General features: G+C 61.3%; 15 protein-coding genes. 3 read left to right on the forward strand and 12 right to left on the reverse strand.

Annotated elements, in window-relative coordinates; all coding sequences use genetic code 11:
• Window positions 1-5 precede the first annotated feature (5 nt).
• The 4 genes from SJI00_RS19560 to rpsU form a co-directional block, all read right to left on the reverse strand.
• Window positions 6-3752, reverse strand: a complete 3747-nt coding sequence (locus SJI00_RS19560) for an EAL domain-containing protein (RefSeq protein WP_322463321.1) — start codon at window positions 3750-3752, stop codon at window positions 6-8.
• Window positions 3753-3929: 177 nt separating this feature from the next.
• Window positions 3930-5780: an RNA polymerase sigma factor RpoD gene (gene rpoD, locus SJI00_RS19565; RefSeq protein ID WP_322463322.1), complete on the reverse strand. Its 1851-nt coding sequence runs from the start codon at window positions 5778-5780 to the stop codon at window positions 3930-3932.
• A gap of 67 nt (window positions 5781-5847) precedes the next feature.
• Window positions 5848-7845, reverse strand: coding sequence for a DNA primase (dnaG, locus tag SJI00_RS19570; RefSeq protein WP_322463323.1), 1998 nt, complete (start codon window positions 7843-7845; stop codon window positions 5848-5850).
• A 290-nt stretch (window positions 7846-8135) separates the two neighbouring features.
• Window positions 8136-8351, reverse strand: a complete 216-nt coding sequence (rpsU, locus tag SJI00_RS19575) for a 30S ribosomal protein S21 (protein WP_002551877.1) — start codon at window positions 8349-8351, stop codon at window positions 8136-8138.
• A gap of 202 nt (window positions 8352-8553) precedes the next feature.
• Here rpsU and tsaD point away from each other — a divergent pair, with 202 nt between their 5' ends.
• On the forward strand, window positions 8554-9579 hold the full coding sequence (tsaD, locus tag SJI00_RS19580; protein WP_322463324.1) for a tRNA (adenosine(37)-N6)-threonylcarbamoyltransferase complex transferase subunit TsaD: 1026 nt from the start codon (window positions 8554-8556) through the stop codon (window positions 9577-9579).
• Between the two features lie 169 nt (window positions 9580-9748).
• Here the strand turns inward: tsaD and plsY are convergent, their stop codons facing one another.
• Window positions 9749-10318 (reverse strand): glycerol-3-phosphate 1-O-acyltransferase PlsY, encoded by a 570-nt coding sequence (gene plsY, locus SJI00_RS19585; RefSeq protein ID WP_322463325.1) that lies wholly within the window; start codon window positions 10316-10318, stop codon window positions 9749-9751.
• Between the two features lie 74 nt (window positions 10319-10392).
• On the opposite strand from plsY, the gene folB reads away from it, so the two are divergent.
• A complete protein-coding gene (folB, locus tag SJI00_RS19590; RefSeq protein ID WP_322463326.1) occupies window positions 10393-10749 on the forward strand; it encodes a dihydroneopterin aldolase in 357 nt (118 codons plus the stop codon).
• The gene (gene folK, locus SJI00_RS19595; protein ID WP_322463327.1) at window positions 10740-11249 is read left to right on the forward strand and encodes a 2-amino-4-hydroxy-6-hydroxymethyldihydropteridine diphosphokinase; all 510 of its coding nucleotides are present in this window, start codon (window positions 10740-10742) and stop codon (window positions 11247-11249) included. The genes folB and folK overlap by 10 nt, the downstream gene beginning before the upstream one ends.
• A gap of 39 nt (window positions 11250-11288) precedes the next feature.
• Here folK and SJI00_RS19600 read toward each other — a convergent pair whose 3' ends face one another.
• From SJI00_RS19600 to apaG, 7 genes are all read right to left on the reverse strand, one after another.
• A complete protein-coding gene (locus tag SJI00_RS19600; RefSeq protein ID WP_322463328.1) occupies window positions 11289-12527 on the reverse strand; it encodes a multifunctional CCA addition/repair protein in 1239 nt (412 codons plus the stop codon).
• Window positions 12528-12588: 61 nt separating this feature from the next.
• Window positions 12589-14157, reverse strand: a complete 1569-nt coding sequence (locus SJI00_RS19605; protein ID WP_322463329.1) for a SpoVR family protein — start codon at window positions 14155-14157, stop codon at window positions 12589-12591.
• Window positions 14154-15428, reverse strand: a complete 1275-nt coding sequence (locus SJI00_RS19610) for a YeaH/YhbH family protein (RefSeq protein WP_322463330.1) — start codon at window positions 15426-15428, stop codon at window positions 14154-14156. Before SJI00_RS19610 ends, SJI00_RS19605 begins: the two co-directional genes overlap by 4 nt.
• Before the next feature lie 141 nt (window positions 15429-15569).
• Window positions 15570-17492, reverse strand: coding sequence for a PrkA family serine protein kinase (locus tag SJI00_RS19615; RefSeq protein ID WP_322463331.1), 1923 nt, complete (start codon window positions 17490-17492; stop codon window positions 15570-15572).
• Window positions 17493-17773: 281 nt separating this feature from the next.
• Window positions 17774-18103 carry a thiosulfate sulfurtransferase GlpE gene (glpE, locus tag SJI00_RS19620; protein ID WP_322463332.1) on the reverse strand — a complete coding sequence of 110 codons (330 nt, stop codon included), beginning with the start codon at window positions 18101-18103 and terminating at the stop codon, window positions 17774-17776.
• A gap of 11 nt (window positions 18104-18114) precedes the next feature.
• Entirely contained in the window at window positions 18115-18981 is an 867-nt protein-coding gene (locus SJI00_RS19625) for a symmetrical bis(5'-nucleosyl)-tetraphosphatase (RefSeq protein ID WP_322463333.1), read from the reverse strand.
• A complete protein-coding gene (gene apaG / locus SJI00_RS19630) occupies window positions 18981-19361 on the reverse strand; it encodes a Co2+/Mg2+ efflux protein ApaG (RefSeq protein ID WP_322463334.1) in 381 nt (126 codons plus the stop codon). The genes SJI00_RS19625 and apaG overlap by 1 nt, the downstream gene beginning before the upstream one ends.
• Between the last annotated feature and the right edge of the window lie 47 nt (window positions 19362-19408).

Consider the following 19408-nt stretch of genomic DNA (forward strand, 5'->3'; position numbering starts at 1 on the left):
CCGGATTATACCGGCGGATGCGCAGCGGTGCCATCTGAAAGATCTGCGAGTACCAAGCGCAAAAACACTGCCGCGAATTCCCGTGCCGGCAGCGGCAAGCTCACGATGTAGCCCTGAATCTGCTCGCACCCCTCGGCCGCCAGGAACTGCTGCTGCGCCTGCGTCTCCACGCCCTCGGCAATGATGGTCAGTTGCATACTGCGCCCGAGCGCGATGATGGCGCGGGCGATGGCGGCGTCGTGGGCGTCTTCGGGCAGGCCGCGGATGAAGGACTGGTCGATCTTGAGGATGTCCAGTGGCAGGCGCTTGAGGTAGCTGAGCGAGGAGTAGCCGGTGCCAAAGTCATCGATGGCCAGTTGCACGCCCAGCTGCTTGAGCTGGTCGAGCACAGCCAGGGCTTCTTCGGCCTGGCTCATGATGAAGTTTTCGGTGATCTCCAGTTGCAGGTCGCCGGCTTCGAGTTGGTAGGTGTGCAGCAGCTGTTCGATGCGCTTGGCCAGGTTGGGCTGGCGCAGTTGGGCGCCGGCCAGGTTGATCGAGAGGGGGCCAAAGGGCTGGTAGTGGGTTTTCCACAGGTGCATCTGCTTGCACGCCTGCTCCAGCACCCAATCGCCGAGCTGCAGGATGCTGCCGTTGTCTTCGGCCAGGTGAATGAAGTGTTCGGGCGGCACCTCGCCAAAGGTCGGGTGGTGCCAGCGGATCAGCGCCTCGGCGCCGACCAGTGTTTGCGTCTTGAGGCTGAGCTTGGGCTGGTAGCACAGGCTCAGCTCGTTGCGCTCGATGGCGCGGCGCAGTTCGTGCTCCAGGGCAATGCGCTCGCTGGCCTGGGCGGTGAGGTCGCGGGTGTAGGCCTCGACGCGGTTGCGGCCCTTGGCCTTGGAGCGGTACATGGCGGCGTCGGCGTTGCGGATCAGGCTGGCGACGTCGCTGCCATCTTGCGGGTAGAGGCTGATGCCGATGCTGGCACTGGTGAAAAACTCGTGCTCGCCGGCCTGGAACGGGGCGACGAAGCAGGCCAGCAGCTTGTTGGCGATGGCACTGGCATCGCTGGGGCGGTGCAGGCCGGGCAACAGGATGATGAACTCGTCACCGCCCAGGCGCGCCACGGTGTCGACATCGCGCACCTGCTCCTTGAGGCGCTGGGCGATGCCTTTGAGCAGCAGGTCGCCAACCGGGTGGCCAAGGCTATCGTTGATGTGCTTGAAACGGTCGAGGTCGAGAAACAGCACCGCGCCCTGATGGCTGGTGCCCTGCGCGCAGGACAGCGCGGCCTGCAGGCGGTTCTCGAACAATGCGCGGTTGGGCAAGCCGGTGAGCGGGTCATGGTGGGCCTGGTAATCGAGCTTGGCCTGGGCATGCTTGAGGCTGGAAATGTCAGCGAACACCGAGACGAAATGGGTGATCTCGCGCTCATGGTTGCGCACCACACTGATGGTGACCCAGCCCGGGTACATTTCGCCGTTCTTGCGCCGGTTGTAGATCTCGCCTTGCCAGTGGCCCTCTGCCGTCAGCTGATGCCACATCGCCGCATAGAAGGCGCTGTCATGGTGGCCTGAGGCAAGCAGCCGTGGCGTTTGCCCGAGGGCTTCGATCTCGCTGTAGCCGGTAATCTCGCTGAAGGCGCGGTTGACGGCACTGATGTGTTGCTCGGTGTCGGTGATCAGCACGCCTTCGGCGGTGTTTTCAAACACCGTGGCGGCCAACTGCAGTTTTTCCTGCATCAGGTGGCGCTCGGTGATGTCGCGCACGATGGTCAACATGCAGTCGATCTCACCAATCGGCAATGGCCTGGCTGACATCTCGCACAGACGAATCTGACCATCGCTGCGGCGAATCAGGCAGCTGAAGTCGCGCACGAAGCCATCGCGTTTCAGGTGTTCGATCAGGCGCCGACGCTCGTCGAGGTCGACCCAGATGCCCAGGTCCAGCGCAGTCTGGTTGTCTTGTAGCGGGTGCAGGTCATACCCGGTGAGGCGACAAAAACCTTCGTTGACCTCGATCAGCAGGCCATCGCTCTGGCGCGACAACAACAGGCCGTCGGGGGAGGCGTGGAAGGCCTTGGCGAATTTTTCTTCGGAAGTTTGCAGCTGTTCCTGGGTTTCCTTGAGCTGACTGATGTCGCGCACCGCAACGACCAGCGCCAGCGTGCCGTCCAGGTCGAAGGTTTCGGCGGAGGTCAGGCCCGTGAAACGCTGGCCATTGCTGCGCCGGTAGGTCATTTCCAGGTTGCGGATGCCGCCCTGATGGAGGCGTTCGAGCAATCCGACGTCGTTGCCGTCAAGCTCCCAGAGGCCGAGTTCGGTCGCGGTTCGCCCGATCACTTCGGTATGAGCCAGGCCGATCTGTTCTTCGAATGCCTCGTTGACCTCCAGCAGACGGCCATCGCTACGCCGCGCGATCACCAGGATGTCTGGGCACTGCTCGAAGACCGATGCAAATTTCTGCTCCGACAGGCGCAGCGCATGCTCGGTGCGCTTGGTTTCGCTGATGTCGATCATCAATCCGCGCATCAACGGCGTGTGGCCCTGCTTGATCATGCTGACGATGTTGCGCACCCACAAGGGGCGGCCATCGGCGCGGATCATGCGGTAGTCGAGGCTGTGGTGGCGCCCGGCAGCGGTTTCGCTGTCACAGTAGTTCTGTGCCCAGAGCGCGTCGTCAGGGTGCAGGATGCTGCGCCAGAACCCGGGTTTGAGCCATTCCTTCAGCGGATAGCCGAGCAGGTCTTCGGCGTGGGGGGAGACGTAGCTGTAGGTGAAATCATGGGCATTGGCCTCCCAAGCGATTGCCGACAGGCTCTCGACCAGGCTGCGGTAGTGGTATTCGCTGCTGCGCAGCTCCTGTTCCAGCGCGATACGCCGGGAAATTTCCGAGCTCAGCCGGCGATTGATGCGAATGACCACGGCCAGCACAGCAACCAGCAGCAGCAGGGCAGGCAGGCCGTAGATCAGCACATCGCTCCACAGGCTGCGCTGGTCGAGCACATCTGCGACCCAGCGCTGCTGGATCTCGTTGATCTCGCTGGGTGACAGGTCGGCCAGCACCTTGTCGAGAATCGCCACCAAGGTGGCGTTCTCGCGGGGTACGGCCATGGCCAACTGATAGCGATAGGGCGTCTGGCCGCTGACATGCAGCCCATCGAGCTTCGATTCACGCAGGCTCCAGATGCTCGAAGCGAGGTCGCCGACCACGGCATCCACCTGTTCTGTGGCCAAAGCCTGCAGGACGGAATTGACGTTGGGCATGGCCACCAGGTTGAGGTCCGGGTGATGAGTGCGCAGCAGTTCATGCGGAGCGTAGTTCTCTACCACGGCGATCTTCAGACCGTACAGATCCTCCAGGGTACGCGGTTGAGGCCCGCCCTTGTGCGCCAGGATAACGATGGGAAAGTCGAGGTAGGGCCGGGTGAATGACAGATAGTTCTGCCGCTCAGGGGTGGACATGATGCCGGCGAGCAGGTCGAGCTGATTGTGCCGCGCGCGTTCGAGCATCTGTGACCAGTCACTGGGCGCGACCGGCGTGACCGCTACGCCTAGGCGCTTCTGGATCAGCGCAGTGTAATCGGCAGACAGACCCTGGTATTGACCGTTGGCGTCGCGAAACTCGAACGGGGGCCATGCGCTGTCACTGCCCAGGCGCAATTGTGGATGGCTGCTGAGCCAGGCTTTTTCTTGTTCCGTGAGCGTGAGGGCGCCGGCGTTTGCCGTCCAGGTGGCAATAAACAGCACAAGAAAAGCCGGCAGCAACCGCATGGCGGGGTCTCGATCATGAAGATTTGAATTCGAGTGTAGCCCGGCATTGGCGGGGCGTTTGGCCCATCTGATGTTTGCTGGAGCAGGCGTCTAGCGAGTCTGAGAAAGTGACTGCTGAAGGGAGGCTGATGATGCTATAGGGCAAAAGAAAACCCCGGCCTGGGCCGGGGTTGGTCATCACTCGTCGAGGAAGGAGCGAAGGTGCTCGCTACGCGTCGGGTGGCGCAGCTTGCGCAGCGCTTTGGCCTCTATCTGACGAATCCGCTCGCGGGTAACGTCAAACTGCTTACCGACTTCTTCCAGCGTGTGGTCGGTGTTCATGTCGATACCGAAACGCATGCGCAGCACCTTGGCTTCGCGGGCGGTCAGGCCGGACAGAACATCGCGGGTCGCTTCCTTGAGGCTTTCGACCGTGGCCACGTCGATCGGGGACTGCATGGTCGAGTCCTCGATGAAGTCACCCAGGTGCGAGTCTTCGTCGTCACCAATCGGCGTTTCCATGGAGATCGGCTCTTTGGCGATCTTCAATACCTTGCGGATCTTGTCCTCAGGCATCTCCATGCGCTCGCCCAGCTCTTCCGGCGTCGGCTCGCGACCCATTTCCTGCAACATCTGCCGGGAAATGCGGTTGAGCTTGTTGATCGTTTCGATCATGTGCACCGGAATACGGATGGTGCGCGCCTGGTCAGCGATAGAGCGGGTAATCGCCTGACGAATCCACCAGGTGGCGTAGGTCGAGAACTTGTAACCGCGGCGGTATTCGAACTTGTCCACCGCCTTCATCAGGCCGATGTTGCCTTCCTGGATCAGGTCGAGGAATTGCAGGCCGCGGTTGGTGTACTTCTTGGCGATCGAAATCACCAGGCGCAGGTTCGCCTCGACCATTTCCTTCTTGGCGCGACGTGCCTTGGCTTCGCCGATGGACATGCGGCGGTTGATGTCCTTGATTTCAGCAACGCTCAGACCGGTCTCTTTCTCGAGGTCGATCAGCTTCTGCTGACAAGCAACGATTGCTGCGTCTTTCTCACCCAGGGCGGCTGCCCATTTGGTGCTGCGCTTGGCAAGGTCACCGCTCCAGGTCTGGTCGGTTTCGTTGCTGGGGAACAACCGCAGGAAGTCGGCACGCGGCATACGGGCATCACGCACACACAGCTGCATGATGGCGCGTTCCTGGGCACGCAGACGTTCCAGTGCACCGCGGACGCGTTCTACCAACGCCTCGAACTGCTTGGGAATCAGCTTGATCGGCATGAACAGTTCGGCGAGCGCAACCATGGCCGCCAGGCTGTCTTTGTGCGCACGACCATGCTTCTTGAGCACTTTGAGGGTGGCATCGCGCTGCTCGGCCACTGCGCCGAAACGCTGACGGGCGAGCTCTGGATCAGGGCCGCTCTCGACTTCGTCTTCGCTATCGTCGCTGTCGTCGCCGTCCTCTTCCTCGTCGTCTTCCTTCTTGGCGTCGGCAGACTTGGCGTTGGGGACTGGCGCTTCATCACCATGCGTGGCGATGGCGTCGTCAGGGTCGATGTAACCGCTGAACACATCCGACAGGCGGCCACCTTCGGTGGTCACGCGCTCATATTCGCTAAGGATATGATCGACGGTGCCCGGGAAGTGAGCGATGGCGCCCATGACTTCGCGGATGCCTTCCTCGATGCGCTTGGCGATTTCGATCTCGCCTTCGCGGGTCAGCAGTTCGACGGTACCCATTTCACGCATGTACATGCGCACCGGGTCAGTCGTACGGCCAATATCGGTTTCAACGGCCGCCAACGCCGCTGCAGCTTCTTCGGCCGCAGCTTCGTCGGTGTCGGCTTCCGCCAACAGAAGGGCATCCGCATCCGGAGCACTCTCGAATACGTTGATCCCCATGTCGTTGATCATGCGGATGATGTCTTCCACCTGTTCCGGATCTGAAATATCCTCCGGCAGGTGGTCGTTGACCTCCGCGTAAGTCAGGTAACCCTGCTCACGACCACGGGTGATCAACTCTTTGATACGAGACTGCTGTTGCGCTTTTCCGGACATAACACCCTATCCACTGAAGGTCTTGGCGGGCAAAAAACAAGCCGAGGATTATACCCGAGCATGGACCTCACGCGCCAGTTGAGGTCGGGGTTTGTGCTGGAACATGACGAATGAGCAAGGCCACCAGCTCGGTTTTTTCTTCGCTGGTGAGCGCTGGGCCGTGGCCGTTATCGCTTAGACGCGCCTTCTTCATCAGATGTTCAAGCCTTCGCTCGCGCTGGCGAGCGGACAAACTGGTTATGGTGTCAATGAACTGTTGTTCAAGGTTTTCGCCATCAATCAACCACTCCTTTTCGGCCAGGGCCCGTAGCAGTCGACCCTGATCGGTGCCGTGCCAGCGAGCGATGAGTTGCATCGAGCTTAGTCGAGGATTTTTCTGCGCGGCCTCGATCAAGGCCACCAGCAACTGACTGTAGACATGCTCTTCGTCAGCGAAGTGGCTGGCGTTCTCGACCTTGCCGGCCAGTAACGGATGATGAATCAAGGTGCGCAGTGCTGACAGGGTGGGCGGTTCCACGGGCGCCGGCACGCGAGGTGGCGGGTCGCGCTGATCGCCGCGCTGCCAGGGCTTGCCGCCCTTTTTCCAGGGCTTGTCCTGCCATTGCTTCTTGCCCTGTGGCTTGTCTGGCGTCCAGGGACGTTGTTCCTGATGGCCGGCGTACTGCTCGACCGGCACCAGGTTGCCATAGTGGGGGGTGAAGCTGGCCATGGCATCGTAGTCATAGCCCGGGTCGTAATCGGGTGAGCTGGCCGCAGGCGCACTCTGCGCCAGTTGCTCGACCTGCTGCGGGTCCAGGCCGGTGATCTCGCGCAGCCGATTGCGCATCAACTGGCGCAGGTTGGCGCCAGGCACTTTTTCAATCAGCGGCGCGGCCAGCGTGGCCAGGTGGGCCTTGCCCTCCAGCGAACGGGGGTCGGCCTCGTTGCTCAGTTGCTCGAAGAAATAATCGGCGAGCGGTTGAGCGTGTTGGTTGATGCGGGCGTGGAAAGCGTCGGTGCCTTCTGCGCGAACCAGGCTGTCCGGGTCCTCGCCTTCTGGCAGGAACAGAAAGCGCGCACGGCGACCGTCCTGCAGGCTGGACAAGGTCGATTCCAGCGCGCGCCAGGCCGCCTTGCGCCCGGCCTGGTCACCGTCGAAGCAGAACAGTACGCTCGGCACCACACGGTACAGGCGCTTGAGGTGCTCTTCGCTGGTGGCGGTGCCGAGCGTCGCCACGGCATTGCGCAAGCCTTGCTGGGCCAGGGCGATGACGTCCATGTAGCCTTCGACGACGATGATCTCGTCGAGATTGCGGTGGTGCTTGCGCGCCTCATACAGCCCGTACAGTTCCTGGCCTTTATGGAACACCGAGGTTTCAGGCGAGTTGAGGTACTTGGGCTTGTCGTCGCCCAGCACTCGGCCGCCAAAGGCGATGACCCGACCGCGGCTGTCACGGATCGGAAAGATCACGCGGTCGCGGAAGCGGTCGTAGCGCTTGCCGCTTTCGGCATTCTCGATGAGCAGGCCGGCGTCGATCATGACCTTTTGCTGCAGCGTGTCAGCGCCCAGGTGCTTGAGCAGGTTGTCCCAGCCGGGCGGTGCGAAGCCCAGGCTGAAGTCGCGGGCGATTTCGCCGGACAGCCCGCGACCCTTGAGGTATTCGACCGCTGACTTGCGCGTCGGATGGTTGCGCAGTGCCTGGCGGAAGAACTCGGCGGCCGCTTCCAGCAGCGGGTACAGCGGCGAGTCGGTCGGCTGGCGCGGCTTCTGGTTGCGCCGGCCTTCTTCGCGCGGGATCTCCATGCCGGCTGCGCGGGCCAGTTCCTCGACCGCCTGGGGAAAGTCCAGGTTGTCGTGGTCCATGATGAAGCCCAGCGCGTTGCCGCCTGCGCCACAGCCGAAACAGTAATAGAACTGCTTGTCTGGGCTCACCGTGAAGGACGGGCTTTTTTCCTTGTGGAACGGGCAGCAGGCAGACAGGTTCTTGCCGGTTTTCTTGAGCTGCACGCGCGAACTCACCACATCGACGATATCGGTGCGGTTCAGGAGGTCATCGATGAAACTCTGCGGAATCAGCCCGGCCATGGCGGTCTCGTCATCTGGCTACTGGCAAGTCTAAACGCTCGCGCGCGGACGTCGCGGCCAGTGATGAAAAAGAAAGGGAGTGCGGGGTGGAGCGTGCGCGTCGGCAGCCTCGAAAGACTCGTCAGTAGACGTGCACAACTGATCAGGGATCAGGTCTGACGTGGTGTTACAGCTTGCCCATGGCTTTTGCCGGGGCACCCAGGGCGCATGGCCCAAGGCTTGAAACTACAACTGCCATTAGCCCGGCACGAGGCCGGGCTTTGGCAGAAGCGTTGCGACGAGCGTCTGTATTAGTACAGACGAACGGCGCGGCGCTGTTCGCGCTGAACCTTCTTGGCGTGACGCTTGACAGCGGCTGCTGCCTTACGCTTGCGCTCGGAGGTCGGCTTCTCATAAAACTCGCGGCTACGAACTTCAGCCAATACACCGGCTTTTTCGCAGGAGCGCTTGAAACGACGCAGAGCGACGTCGAAGGGTTCGTTCTCTTTAACTTTGACGGCTGGCATCCAGAGCTACCTTATTCGTTACCGGGGTAGACGTACTCCTGGCAAAACAAGGTGTGCTGGAGAACGTCGGTTTTCAAGGGTTGCGGATGTTACCCCGTACCCAGCAGGAATGCAAAGCCTCTGATCGAAAACCGCTAGTCGGCACTTGGCACGGCGACTATCATGCGCCGCTTCGAATTCAGCCTCTACAAGGCACGCACCCATGTTAGTACTGGGCTTGGAAACATCCTGCGACGAGACTGGCGTCGCATTATATGACAGCGAGCGAGGCCTGCTGGCCGACGCACTGTTCAGCCAGATCGACCTCCATCGCGTCTATGGCGGGGTCGTGCCCGAACTCGCCTCGCGTGACCACGTAAAGCGCATGCTGCCCTTGATCCGCGAGGTCTTGAGCACTGCCGAGCGCGCTGCGAGCGACATTGACGCCATCGCTTATACCGCAGGCCCGGGCCTGGTCGGCGCTTTGCTGGTCGGTGCTTCCTGCGCCCAGGCGATGGCTTTCGCGTGGGACGTGCCGGCCATTGGCGTCCACCATATGGAAGGCCACCTGCTGGCGCCGATGCTCGAGGCGCAGCCACCGGAATTTCCGTTCGTCGCTTTGTTGGTTTCCGGCGGTCACACGCAGCTGGTACGTGTCGATGGCATTGGCCAATACCAGTTGCTGGGCGAAAGCCTGGACGATGCGGCCGGCGAGGCCTTCGACAAGACGGCCAAGCTCATCGGCCTGAATTACCCGGGTGGCCCTGAGATCGCCCGCCTGGCGCAAAGCGGCACGCCGGGGCGTTTCAAGTTCCCAAGGCCGATGACTGATCGGCCAGGGCTGGAATTCAGCTTCAGCGGCCTCAAGACGTCCGCGCTCAACACCTGGCAGCAGTGCTGCGCCGCAGGCGACGACACCGAGCAGACCCGCTGCGACATATCGCTGGCGTTCCAGCAGGCCGTGGTCGAGACCCTGACCATCAAGTGCAAGCGTGCCCTGCAGCAGACTGGGCTCAAACGCCTGGTGATTGCCGGTGGTGTAAGCGCTAACACGGCGCTGCGGCTGTCACTCGAAGAGATGCTTGCGGGCTTGAAGGGTGCCGTCTACTACGCCCGGCCCCAGTTCTGTACCGACAACGGCGCCATGATCGCCTACGCCGGTTGCCAGCGGCTGCTGGCCGGGCAGCGGCAGGATCTGGCGATCAGCGTGCAGGCCCGTTGGCCCATGGAGCAATTGCCGCCGCTTTGAGGGCTCGGCGTTTGAAAGCAGGAAGCTACAGGCTGATGCCCGTCAGTTACGTGATCGGGGTCGCTTCGCTTTGTGCCCCATCGCGGCCGGTCCGGCGCTGCGGTTGGCCCCACTGATTACAACGCGGTTCAGCTGGCTGGCATCAAGGCCTACAGGCAGTGTTCGGCGTTCAGAAGTGGCGCTCATGCCCTGCGAGCAGGGCCCGCAGGTTGTTGCGGTGGCTCCAGAGGATCAGCAAGGTCAGCACGGCTGTCGGCAACAGTGCCTCGGGTTGGCGCCAGGCCAGCAACGGCAGGGTCAGTGGCGTGGCGATCAAGGCGGCAAGGGAGCTGGTGCGGCTCAGGTACAACGTCAGCGCCCAGACCCCGATCGCGAGGAGAGCAGCCGGCAGATACACCACCATGAGCATGCCTGCCGCCGTGGCGACGCCTTTGCCGCCATGGAAGCGGAAATACACCGGGAACACGTGACCGCCCACCGCGCACAGACCGATCCAGGCTTGTGCCTGCAGGTCGAGCCCAGCCAGCTTGGCCAGGACCACGGGCAAGATGCCCTTGCACAGGTCGCCCAACAGGGTCAGGATCGCCATTCGGCGTCCGGCCAGACGCAGCATGTTGGTCGCGCCGGCGTTACCCGAACCGCTCAAGCGTGGGTCGGGGCTACCCGCCAGCCGGCTGAGGACGATGGCGAAGGACAGCGAGCCAAGCAAGTAGGCGAGCAGTGCCAAAAACCAAAACATGCGAACTATTCCGGGCGAGGACGCCCTGATTCTAACGGCGCCCGTCGCCCTTGTCGTGCTGTGGAGAGAAGTGCTTGGACAGAGTGTTCATCGAAGGCCTGGAAGTCGATACCGTCATTGGCGCCTATGACTGGGAGCGTGACATCCGCCAGTGCCTGCGTCTGGACCTGAGTTTCGCCTGGGACAACCGTCCGGCCGCCGCCGGTGATGACCTGAGCCTGACGCTCGATTACGCCACCGTCACCACGCGCATTCAGGCCTTCGCCGAGCAGGCGCGGTTCGAACTGGTGGAAACCTTTGCCGAGCGCCTGGCCGCAAGCTTGATGGCCGAATTCGGCATCAGCTGGATGCGCCTGAAGGTCGTCAAACCCGGTGCTATTCCGGCTGCCCGCGGTGGTGTTGGCGTGGAGATCGAGCGCGGATGTCTCTGAGCACGGTATACCTGGGGCTGGGCAGCAACATCGACCGTGAGCGGCATCTGCAGGCCGGTCTTGACGCGTTGGCCGGGATTCTCAGCGACATGCGCTGTTCGGCGGCCTTCGAGAGTGATCCGGTGGGGATCAAGAGTGGTCGGTTCATCAATCTGGTCGTGACAGGGCAGACCTCTTTGCCGCTGCTCGAACTGGATCGACGCCTGAAGCTCATCGAAGCCGACAACGGTCGTTATGCCCCGCAGCGCAAGGGGCTGCCGCTGGACATCGACGTGCTGATGTATCGCGATTGGCACGGCAGCTTCGATGGCCTGGTATTACCCCGGGCCGAAATCTTGAAAAACGCGTTCGTGCTGTGGCCATTGTCGCTGCTTGCCCCGGATCTGCAGCATCCGTTGGCGGGTAAAAGCATGGCGCAGTTGTGGCAGGAGGCCGACATCGAGCAGGTGCTGGCGCCGGTGCCTTTCCAGTGGCGCGGACAGCAACTGACCCCGCCCTGACCGCCGCCTGATCCTGGTCGGATCAGGCGTTGCGCGCCGTTACGCTGTTGATGAGGCGTACTCAGCCTTGAACGCCTTCAGTGCGTTCAAGCGCTCTCGCTTGATTGCATCACCCAGCGCCTTGCCCTCCAGGCCCTGCTCGATCAGGTGCTGCGCGCTGGCTGCGCGCGCAGCGCAGGCTGCCGCACGCAGGTAGTCAGCTTGTGGATAAGGCCGTTTTTCCAACCCCAGCCGACCGCGCGCGTCCATCTCACAGGCGGCGATGAAGTCCTCGAAGCGCTGGGGCCGCCGATACACGTCGAACGTCTGCAACAACTCCAGCAGCGTCTCGGGCCGCAACTCCAGGGCTCGGTGCCCATGGGTGTGGTATTCGCCAACCAGTAACGCCAGCTCCTGACACTCCCGTGGCACCTTGAAACGCTGATTGACCGCCTTGATCAGCTTCAGCCCACGGTGCTCGTGGGCGATGTGTCGAGGCCATTGGTCCTGTGGCGTCGTGCCCTTGCCGAGGTCATGCAGCAGGCAGGCCCAGCGCACCTGCAGAGGCTGACGGTGCACGGCCGCCTGCTGCAGCACGGCCAGGGTGTGCACGCCGCTGTCGATTTCCGGGTGGTGTGCTTCGGGCTGCGGTACCCCGAACAAGGCGTCGACCTCTGGCATCAGCTCTTTCAGCGCGCCGCAGTCGCGCAGCACCTGAACGAACACCTCAGGTTGCGCCTCCATCAGCGCCCGTTCGATTTCCTTCCAGCTACGTTCGGCGGTCAGCGCCTGCAGCTCGCCTGACTCACTGATCTGGCGCATCAGGGCCAGCGTCTCGTCGGCCACGTGGAAGCCCTGCGGGGCATAACGGGCGGCGAAACGCGCCACACGCAGCACACGCAGCGGGTCTTCGGCAAAGGCGGGGGATACGTGGCGCAACAAGCGCGCTTGCAGGTCTTGCTGGCCGTGGTAGGGATCGTGAATCGTCCCTTGCGCGTCCTCGGCCATGGCATTGATGGTGAGGTCGCGGCGAATCAGGTCCTCTTCGAGGGTCACCTCGGGGCTGGCGTGAAACGTGAAGCCGCCATAACCGCGACCACTCTTGCGCTCGGTGCGGGCCAGCGCATATTCCTCCCCGGTGATGGGATGCAGGAACACGGGAAAGTCGGCGCCCACCGGCCGGTAACCCTGGGCGTGCATCTCTTCGACGCTAGCGCCCACCACCAGCCAGTCGATATCGCTGACGGCCAGGCCGAGCAGACGGTCGCGGACGGCGCCGCCAACTTTGTAAATGTGCATGAAAAAGCCTCCAGTACGACGCCCAGCATACCGCGTGAGCCGTACCGGAGGCAGTTCCCTCTCAGGGGTGGCGGGCCATGGCCAGGTCCATGCGCCCGTACTCGACGCTTTCCCCGTGTTCGCTGCGCGGCGGCATGTGGTGGGTTTTCATGACCTGCTCGCCTTGCACGGTCTCAAGGTGGATGTCGAAGCCCCACAGACGATGCAGGTGGCGCAAGACTTCCTCGGTGGAATCGCCCAGTGGCTTGCGGTTGTGCTGTTGGTGGCGCAGCGTGAGCGACCGGTCTCCGCGTCGATCAATGCTCCAGATCTGCACGTTCGGCTCGCGATTGCCGAGGTTGTATTGCGCTGCCAGCTGTTCGCGGATGATCCTGTAACCGTCTTCGTCATGGATGGCCGGCACCAGCAGGTCGTCGCGCTGATCGTCGTCAAGGATGCTGAACAGCTTCAAGTCGCGCATCACCTTGGGCGAGAGGTATTGCAGGATAAAACTCTCGTCCTTGAAGCTGCTCATGGCGAATTTCAAGGTCGACAGCCAGTCGCTGCCAGCGACGTCCGGGAACCAGTGACGGTCTTCGTCGGTCGGGTGTTCGCACATGCGACGAATGTCGGTGTACATGGCAAAGCCCAGCGCGTACGGGTTGATACCGCTGTAATACGGGCTGTCGAATCCAGGCTGGAACACCACGCTGGTATGCGACTGGAGAAATTCCATCATGAAGCCTTCGGTGACCAGGCCTTCGTCGTACAGGTCGTTCATCAGGGTGTAGTGCCAGAACGTCGCCCAGCCTTCGTTCATCACTTGGGTTTGACGCTGTGGATAGAAATACTGCGCGATCTTGCGCACGATGCGCACCACTTCTCGCTGCCAGGGTTCCAGGAGCGGAGCGTGTTTTTCGATGAAGTAGAGAATGTTTTCCTGTGGTTCGGCCGGGAAGCGTGCGAAGTCCTTGTCGTCCCCTTTCTCGGCGCCCTTGGGGATGGTGCGCCACAAATCGTTGATCTGACGTTGCAGATACTCTTCTCGTTCTTTCTGCCGCCGCCGCTCTTCTTCGGCCGAAATGGGATAGGGGCGTTTGTAGCGGTCGACTCCGTAGTTCATCAACGCATGGCAGGAATCGATCAGGTCTTCCACCGCATCGATGCCGTGGCGCTCCTCGCACTGGCTGATGTACTGCTTGGCAAATACCAGGTAGTCGATGATCGAGGTGGCATCGGTCCAAGTGCGGAACAGGTAGTTGCCCTTGAAGAAACTGTTATGGCCATAACAGGCATGGGCAATCACCAGCGCCTGCATGCACATGGTGTTCTCTTCCATGAGGTAGGCGATGCAGGGGTCGGAGTTGATCACGATTTCGTAAGCCAGCCCCATCTGGCCGCGCGTATAGGACTTCTCGGTACTGAGAAACTGCTTGCCGTACGACCAATGGTGATAGCCCAGCGGCATGCCCACCGAGGCATAGGCATCCATCATCTGCTCGGCGGTGATGACCTCGATCTGGTTGGGGTAGGTGTCCAGCGCATAGCGGGCGGCCAGACGACTGATTTCCCGGTCATAGGTCTGAATCAGGTCGAATGTCCATTCGGACCCGGTGGAGATGGGCTGGCGTCTCTGGGCTCTGGCGGTCATGTGGCTAACCTGCGCTGAAAGAGTTCACGGAAGACCGGGTAGATATCACCGGCCGAGACCAGTTGTTGCTGGGCAAAGGTGTCAGGGAAAGCTTCGCCCATGCGCTCGTACTCGTACCACAACGCCTGGTGTTCACGCGGGGTGATCTCGACATAGGTGTAGTACTGAACGTGGGGCATGATCTGTTTGGCGAGAATATCCCGACAGATGGGCGAGTCGTCGTTCCAGTTGTCACCGTCCGAGGCCTGGGCGGCGTAGATGTTCCAGTCATTGGTGGGATAGCGCTCGGCCATGATTTCCTGCATCAACTTCAAGGCACTTGAAACAATGGTGCCGCCGGTTTCCCGAGAGTAGAAGAACTCTTCCTCGTCCACTTCCCGGGCGCTGGTGTGGTGGCGGATGAAAACCACGTCGATGCGGTCGTAATTGCGCTTGAGGAACAGGTACAACAGGATGAAGAAGCGCTTGGCGATGTCTTTGGTGGCCTGTGTCATGGAACCGGAAACGTCCATCAGGCAAAACATCACTGCTTTTGAACTGGGGTTGGGTTGCTTGACCAGCAAGTTGTACTTGAGGTCGAACGTGTCGAGGAAGGGCAGGCGATTGATGCGCGCGCGTAGCCGTTCGATTTCTGTTTCGACGGCCTGGATATCGGTGAAGTTGTCGGGCTCCTCGACTCTGAGCCGGGCCAGTTCAGCCTGAGCCTCGCGCAGCAACGCCCGGCTGCTGCCGGTGAGCGCGATACGCCGGGCGTGGGCTGAGCGCAGGGTGCGCACGATATTGATGCGAGAGGGGTTGCCCTCGCTGCTGACACCCGCGCGCACGGTCTTGAAGGTATCGGTGCCGTTCAGGTGACGCTTGACCAGATTGGGCAGCTCAAGGTCCTCGAACATGAACTCGAGAAACTCTTCCTGGGTGATCTGGAACACGAACTCGTCCATGCCTTCGCCGGAATTGCCCGCCTTGCCGCGGCCACTGCCGCCGCCGCCACTCCCTTGTGGACGGGCAATGTGTTCGCCCGCCGTGAATTCCTTGTTGCCGGGGTGAACGACGGTCTGCTTGCCACCCCGACCATGGTGCAACACCGGTTCGTCGATGTCGCGCCCCGGGATACTGATCTGCTCGCCGTGTTCCATATCCGTGATGGAGCGCCGGCTGACGGCCTCTTCGACGGCCTTCTTGATGTGGTCACGGTAGCGCCGCAAGAAGCGCTGGCGATTGACCGTGCTCTTGTTCTTGCCGTTCAGGCGTCGGTCGATTACGTAGCTCATGGTTCCTCCGGTAGCTGGAAGCAGCTGCAAGCCATAAGCCTCAAGCTGCAAGAAAAAGCAGCCACCGCTGCGGCAAGCCAGAGCGCCGGGTGTGAACTCGGCGCCAGACAGCTTGAAGCGTGCGGCTCATCGCTTGCCGCGTTACTGCGATTTCCTGACCCGCAGGTACCATTCAGAGAGCAGACGTACCTGCTTATCGGTATAGCCGCGTTCCACCATGCGCGTGACGAAGTCGTTGTGCTTTTTCTGGTCCTCTTTGCTGGCCTTGGCGTTGAAGCTGATGACGGGCAGCAGGTCTTCGGTGTTGGAGAACATTTTCTTCTCGATCACCACCCTCAGTTTCTCGTAACTGAGCCAGCTGGGGTTCTTGCCGTTGTTGTTGGCCCGGGCTCGCAGCACGAAGTTGACGATCTCGTTACGGAAGTCTTTCGGATTGCTGATGCCGGCGGGTTTCTCGATCTTTTCCAGCTCCTCGTTCAACGCCACGCGATTGAGGATTTCACCGGTTTCAGGGTCGCGATACTCCTGGTCCTGAATCCAGAAGTCGGCGTAGAGCACATAGCGGTCGAAGATGTTTTGGCCATACTCGCTGTAGGATTCCAGGTAGGCCGTCTGGATTTCCTTGCCGATAAACTCGATGTAGCGCGGTGCCAGGTATTCCTTCAGGTAGCGCAGGTAACGCTCGCGGGTTTCGGCCGGGAACTGTTCCTGCTCGATCTGCTGTTCCAGCACATAGAGCAGATGCACCGGGTTGGCGGCAATCTCGTGGGGGTCGAAGTTGAACACCTTGGAGAGAATCTTGAAGGCAAAGCGGGTCGAAAGCCCGTTCATGCCCTCATCCACACCGGCCGAATCGCGGTATTCCTGGATCGACTTGGCCTTGGGATCGGTATCTTTGAGGTTTTCGCCGTCATACACGCGCATCTTCGAGTAGATGTTGGAGTTTTCCGGCTCCTTGAGCCGTGACAACGAGGTGAACTGCGCGAGCATTTTCAGCGTGTCGGGCGCGCAATGGGCATTGGCCAGCGAGCTGTTGACCAGCAACTTGTCGTAGATCTTGATTTCATCGCTGACGCGCAGGCAATACGGCACTTTGACAATGTAGATACGGTCGATGAAAGCTTCGTTGTTCTTGTTGTTGCGGAAGGTGTGCCACTCCGATTCGTTGGAGTGCGCCAGCAGAATCCCGGTGTAGGGAATCGCCCCCAGGCCTTCGGTACTGTTGTAGTTGCCTTCCTGAGTGGCCGTGAGCAAGGGGTGCAGCACCTTGATGGGCGCCTTGAACATTTCGACGAATTCCATCAGGCCCTGGTTGGCCCGGCAGAGTGCGCCCGAGTAGCTGTAGGCATCGGCATCGTTCTGGGGGAATTCTTCGAGCTTGCGGATATCGACCTTACCGACCAGCGCCGAAATATCCTGGTTGTTCTCATCGCCGGGTTCGGTCTTGGCGATGGCGATCTGATTGAGAATCGAAGGGTAGAGTTTGACCACCTTGAACTTGGAAATATCACCGCCGAATTCCTGCAGGCGCTTGGTGGCCCACGGCGACATGATGGTGCTCAGGTAGCGCTGGGAAATCCCGTACTCCTCTTCCAGGATGGCGCCGTCTTCTGTCGCGTTGAACAAGCCGAGCGGTGATTCGAACACCGGTGATCCCTTGATCGCGTAGAAGGGCACCTTTTCCATGAGTTGTTTGAGTTTTTCAGCCAGCGACGATTTACCACCGCCGACGGGGCCGAGCAGATAAAGGATCTGTTTCTTTTCTTCGAGCCCCTGAGCGGCGTGGCGGAAGTAGGAAACGATCTGCTCGATGCACTCTTCCATGCCGTGGAAGTCGGCAAACGCCGGATAACGGCGAATCACCTTGTTGGAGAAAATCCGCGACAGCCTCGAGTTGGCGGAGGTGTCGATCAATTCCGGCTCGCCGATGGCCAGCAGCAGCCGTTCGGCTGCCGAGGCATAGGCACTGCGGTCCGCCTTGCACAGCTCAAGGTACTCCTGCAGCGAGAGTTCCTCCTGCCGCGTGGACTCGAAACGCTGTTGGAAGTGGCTAAAAATGCTCATGACGTCACCTCGCTCGATACGTGGAGCCGACGTCGGATCAATCAGCTGATGCTGGCATGCAAGCGGCGATACCGATTGCTGTTACCCCCCAGAGCACCCTTGAAACGCTACCGATGACCCGCGTGGCGGTGTACCGGCTCTCCCCTAGTTGGATGGCCTGCCTCTAAGGATAGTTGGTTCTGCGCAAGGTCAAGGTCGGTAGGGAAAGAACACCCGCTCGACCGTTCATCCGGGGAGGCGGGAGCCCGCAGGGAGCGCGGGCTGGCGTCACGAAGAAAAATTTATTCGGCGCTGCCCTGAGCGATGTCGGCAGGGTAGGTGGTGCGCCACAGCTCGAAACCGCCATCGAGGCTGTAGACGTCGGAAAAGCCCTGTTGAATCAGGTAGGCCGCGGCGCTTTGGCTGGAGTTGCCGTGGTAGCAGACCACGAGGGTCGGGGCGTCGAGGTCAGCGGCGCGGACGAAATCAGCCACCGAGTGGTTGTCCAGGTGCTGGGCGCCGACGATATGCCCTGCGGCAAAGGCTTGTGTGTCGCGGATATCGACCACCACCGCGCCTTGCTCGCGCAAGGTGTGCGCCTGTTCAGGGGGGATGCGCTTGAATTCGCTCATGGGTGTCTCCTTCAGGGCTGGTTGTCAGATTGGGCGGGCGCGTTGACGGCGGGCAAGGCCCCGCCTTCGGCGCAGTCACAGCGATGGTATTCACCGCTGTCGACGTTGTACAAGGTCATGGCGCCGCCCCACACGCAGCCAGTGTCCAGCGCGATTACCCCAGGCTCGCTGACGCGGCCTTCGAGGGCGGCCCAGTGGCCGAAGATGATCTTGACGTGCCGCGAACGACGTTCTTTGTGCGTAAACCAGGGCCTGAAGCCTTTGGGCGCGGTGTCCAGGCCTTCTTTGCTCTTGAGGTCGAGCTTGCCCTGCGCGGTGCAGAACCGCATGCGCGTGAAGTAATTGGTGATGACCCGCAGACGCTCGACACCGGCCAGTTGCTTGCTCCACTTGTTCGGCTCGTTACCGTACATGCCATCGAGGTACAGCTTGAGGCGATTGTCATCGCGCAGCACCTGCTCGACCTCGGCCGCCAACTCCAATGCGGTTCCCAGCGTCCATTGCGGTGGAATGCCGGCATGGACCATCGCCACGCCACGCGCCTCGTCGTAGTGCAGCAGCTTCTGCTGGCGTAACCAGTGCAGCAGCTGATCGGCATCCGGCGCGTCGAGAATCTCACGCAGCGTATCGCTTTTTTTCAGTCGCTCGACAGAGTGCCAGGCGGCGAGCAGGTGCAGGTCGTGATTGCCCAGCACGCAGACCAGCGAATCGCGCATCGCATACAGAAAGCGCAAGGTTGCCAGCGACTCGGGGCCACGGTTGACCAGGTCACCGACCAACCACAGGCGATCGACGGCAGGGTTGAAGCGAACCCGCTCCAGCAGACACTTGAGCGGCTGCAGGCAGCCTTGCAGGTCACCGACCGCGTACACCGCCATCAGTGCAGGGCCCCGGGCACCGCCAGGCGGAACGGGGCGATCGCGGCTTCGAAGTGGGTGCCGTCTTCGGCCAGCATCTGGTAGCTGCCCTGCATGATGCCCACCTTCGTGGCGATCACAGAGCCGCTGCTGTAGGTGTGCGAATGGCCAGGCGCAATCAACGGTTGCTGGCCGACGACACCGGCGCCGCGGACCTCTTCGACTTCGCCGTCGCCGTTGGTGATCAACCAGTGACGGGACATCAGCGTAGCGCTGACGTTGCCGGTGTTCTGCACGGTGACGGTGTAGGCGAAGGCGAAACGCTGGGTGTCGGGATCGGATTGGTCTTTGAGGTAGCGGGTCACGACGCTGACGTCGATCTGGTAACGGGGATCGGACATGCAAGGGCCTTGGACAGAGTGAGGCGGGGAGGGCAATGGGTGCAGTC

The sequence above is a fragment of the Pseudomonas gebzensis genome (genome assembly GCF_034427815.1).
In the GTDB taxonomy this organism is placed as follows: Bacteria; Pseudomonadota; Gammaproteobacteria; order Pseudomonadales; family Pseudomonadaceae; genus Aquipseudomonas.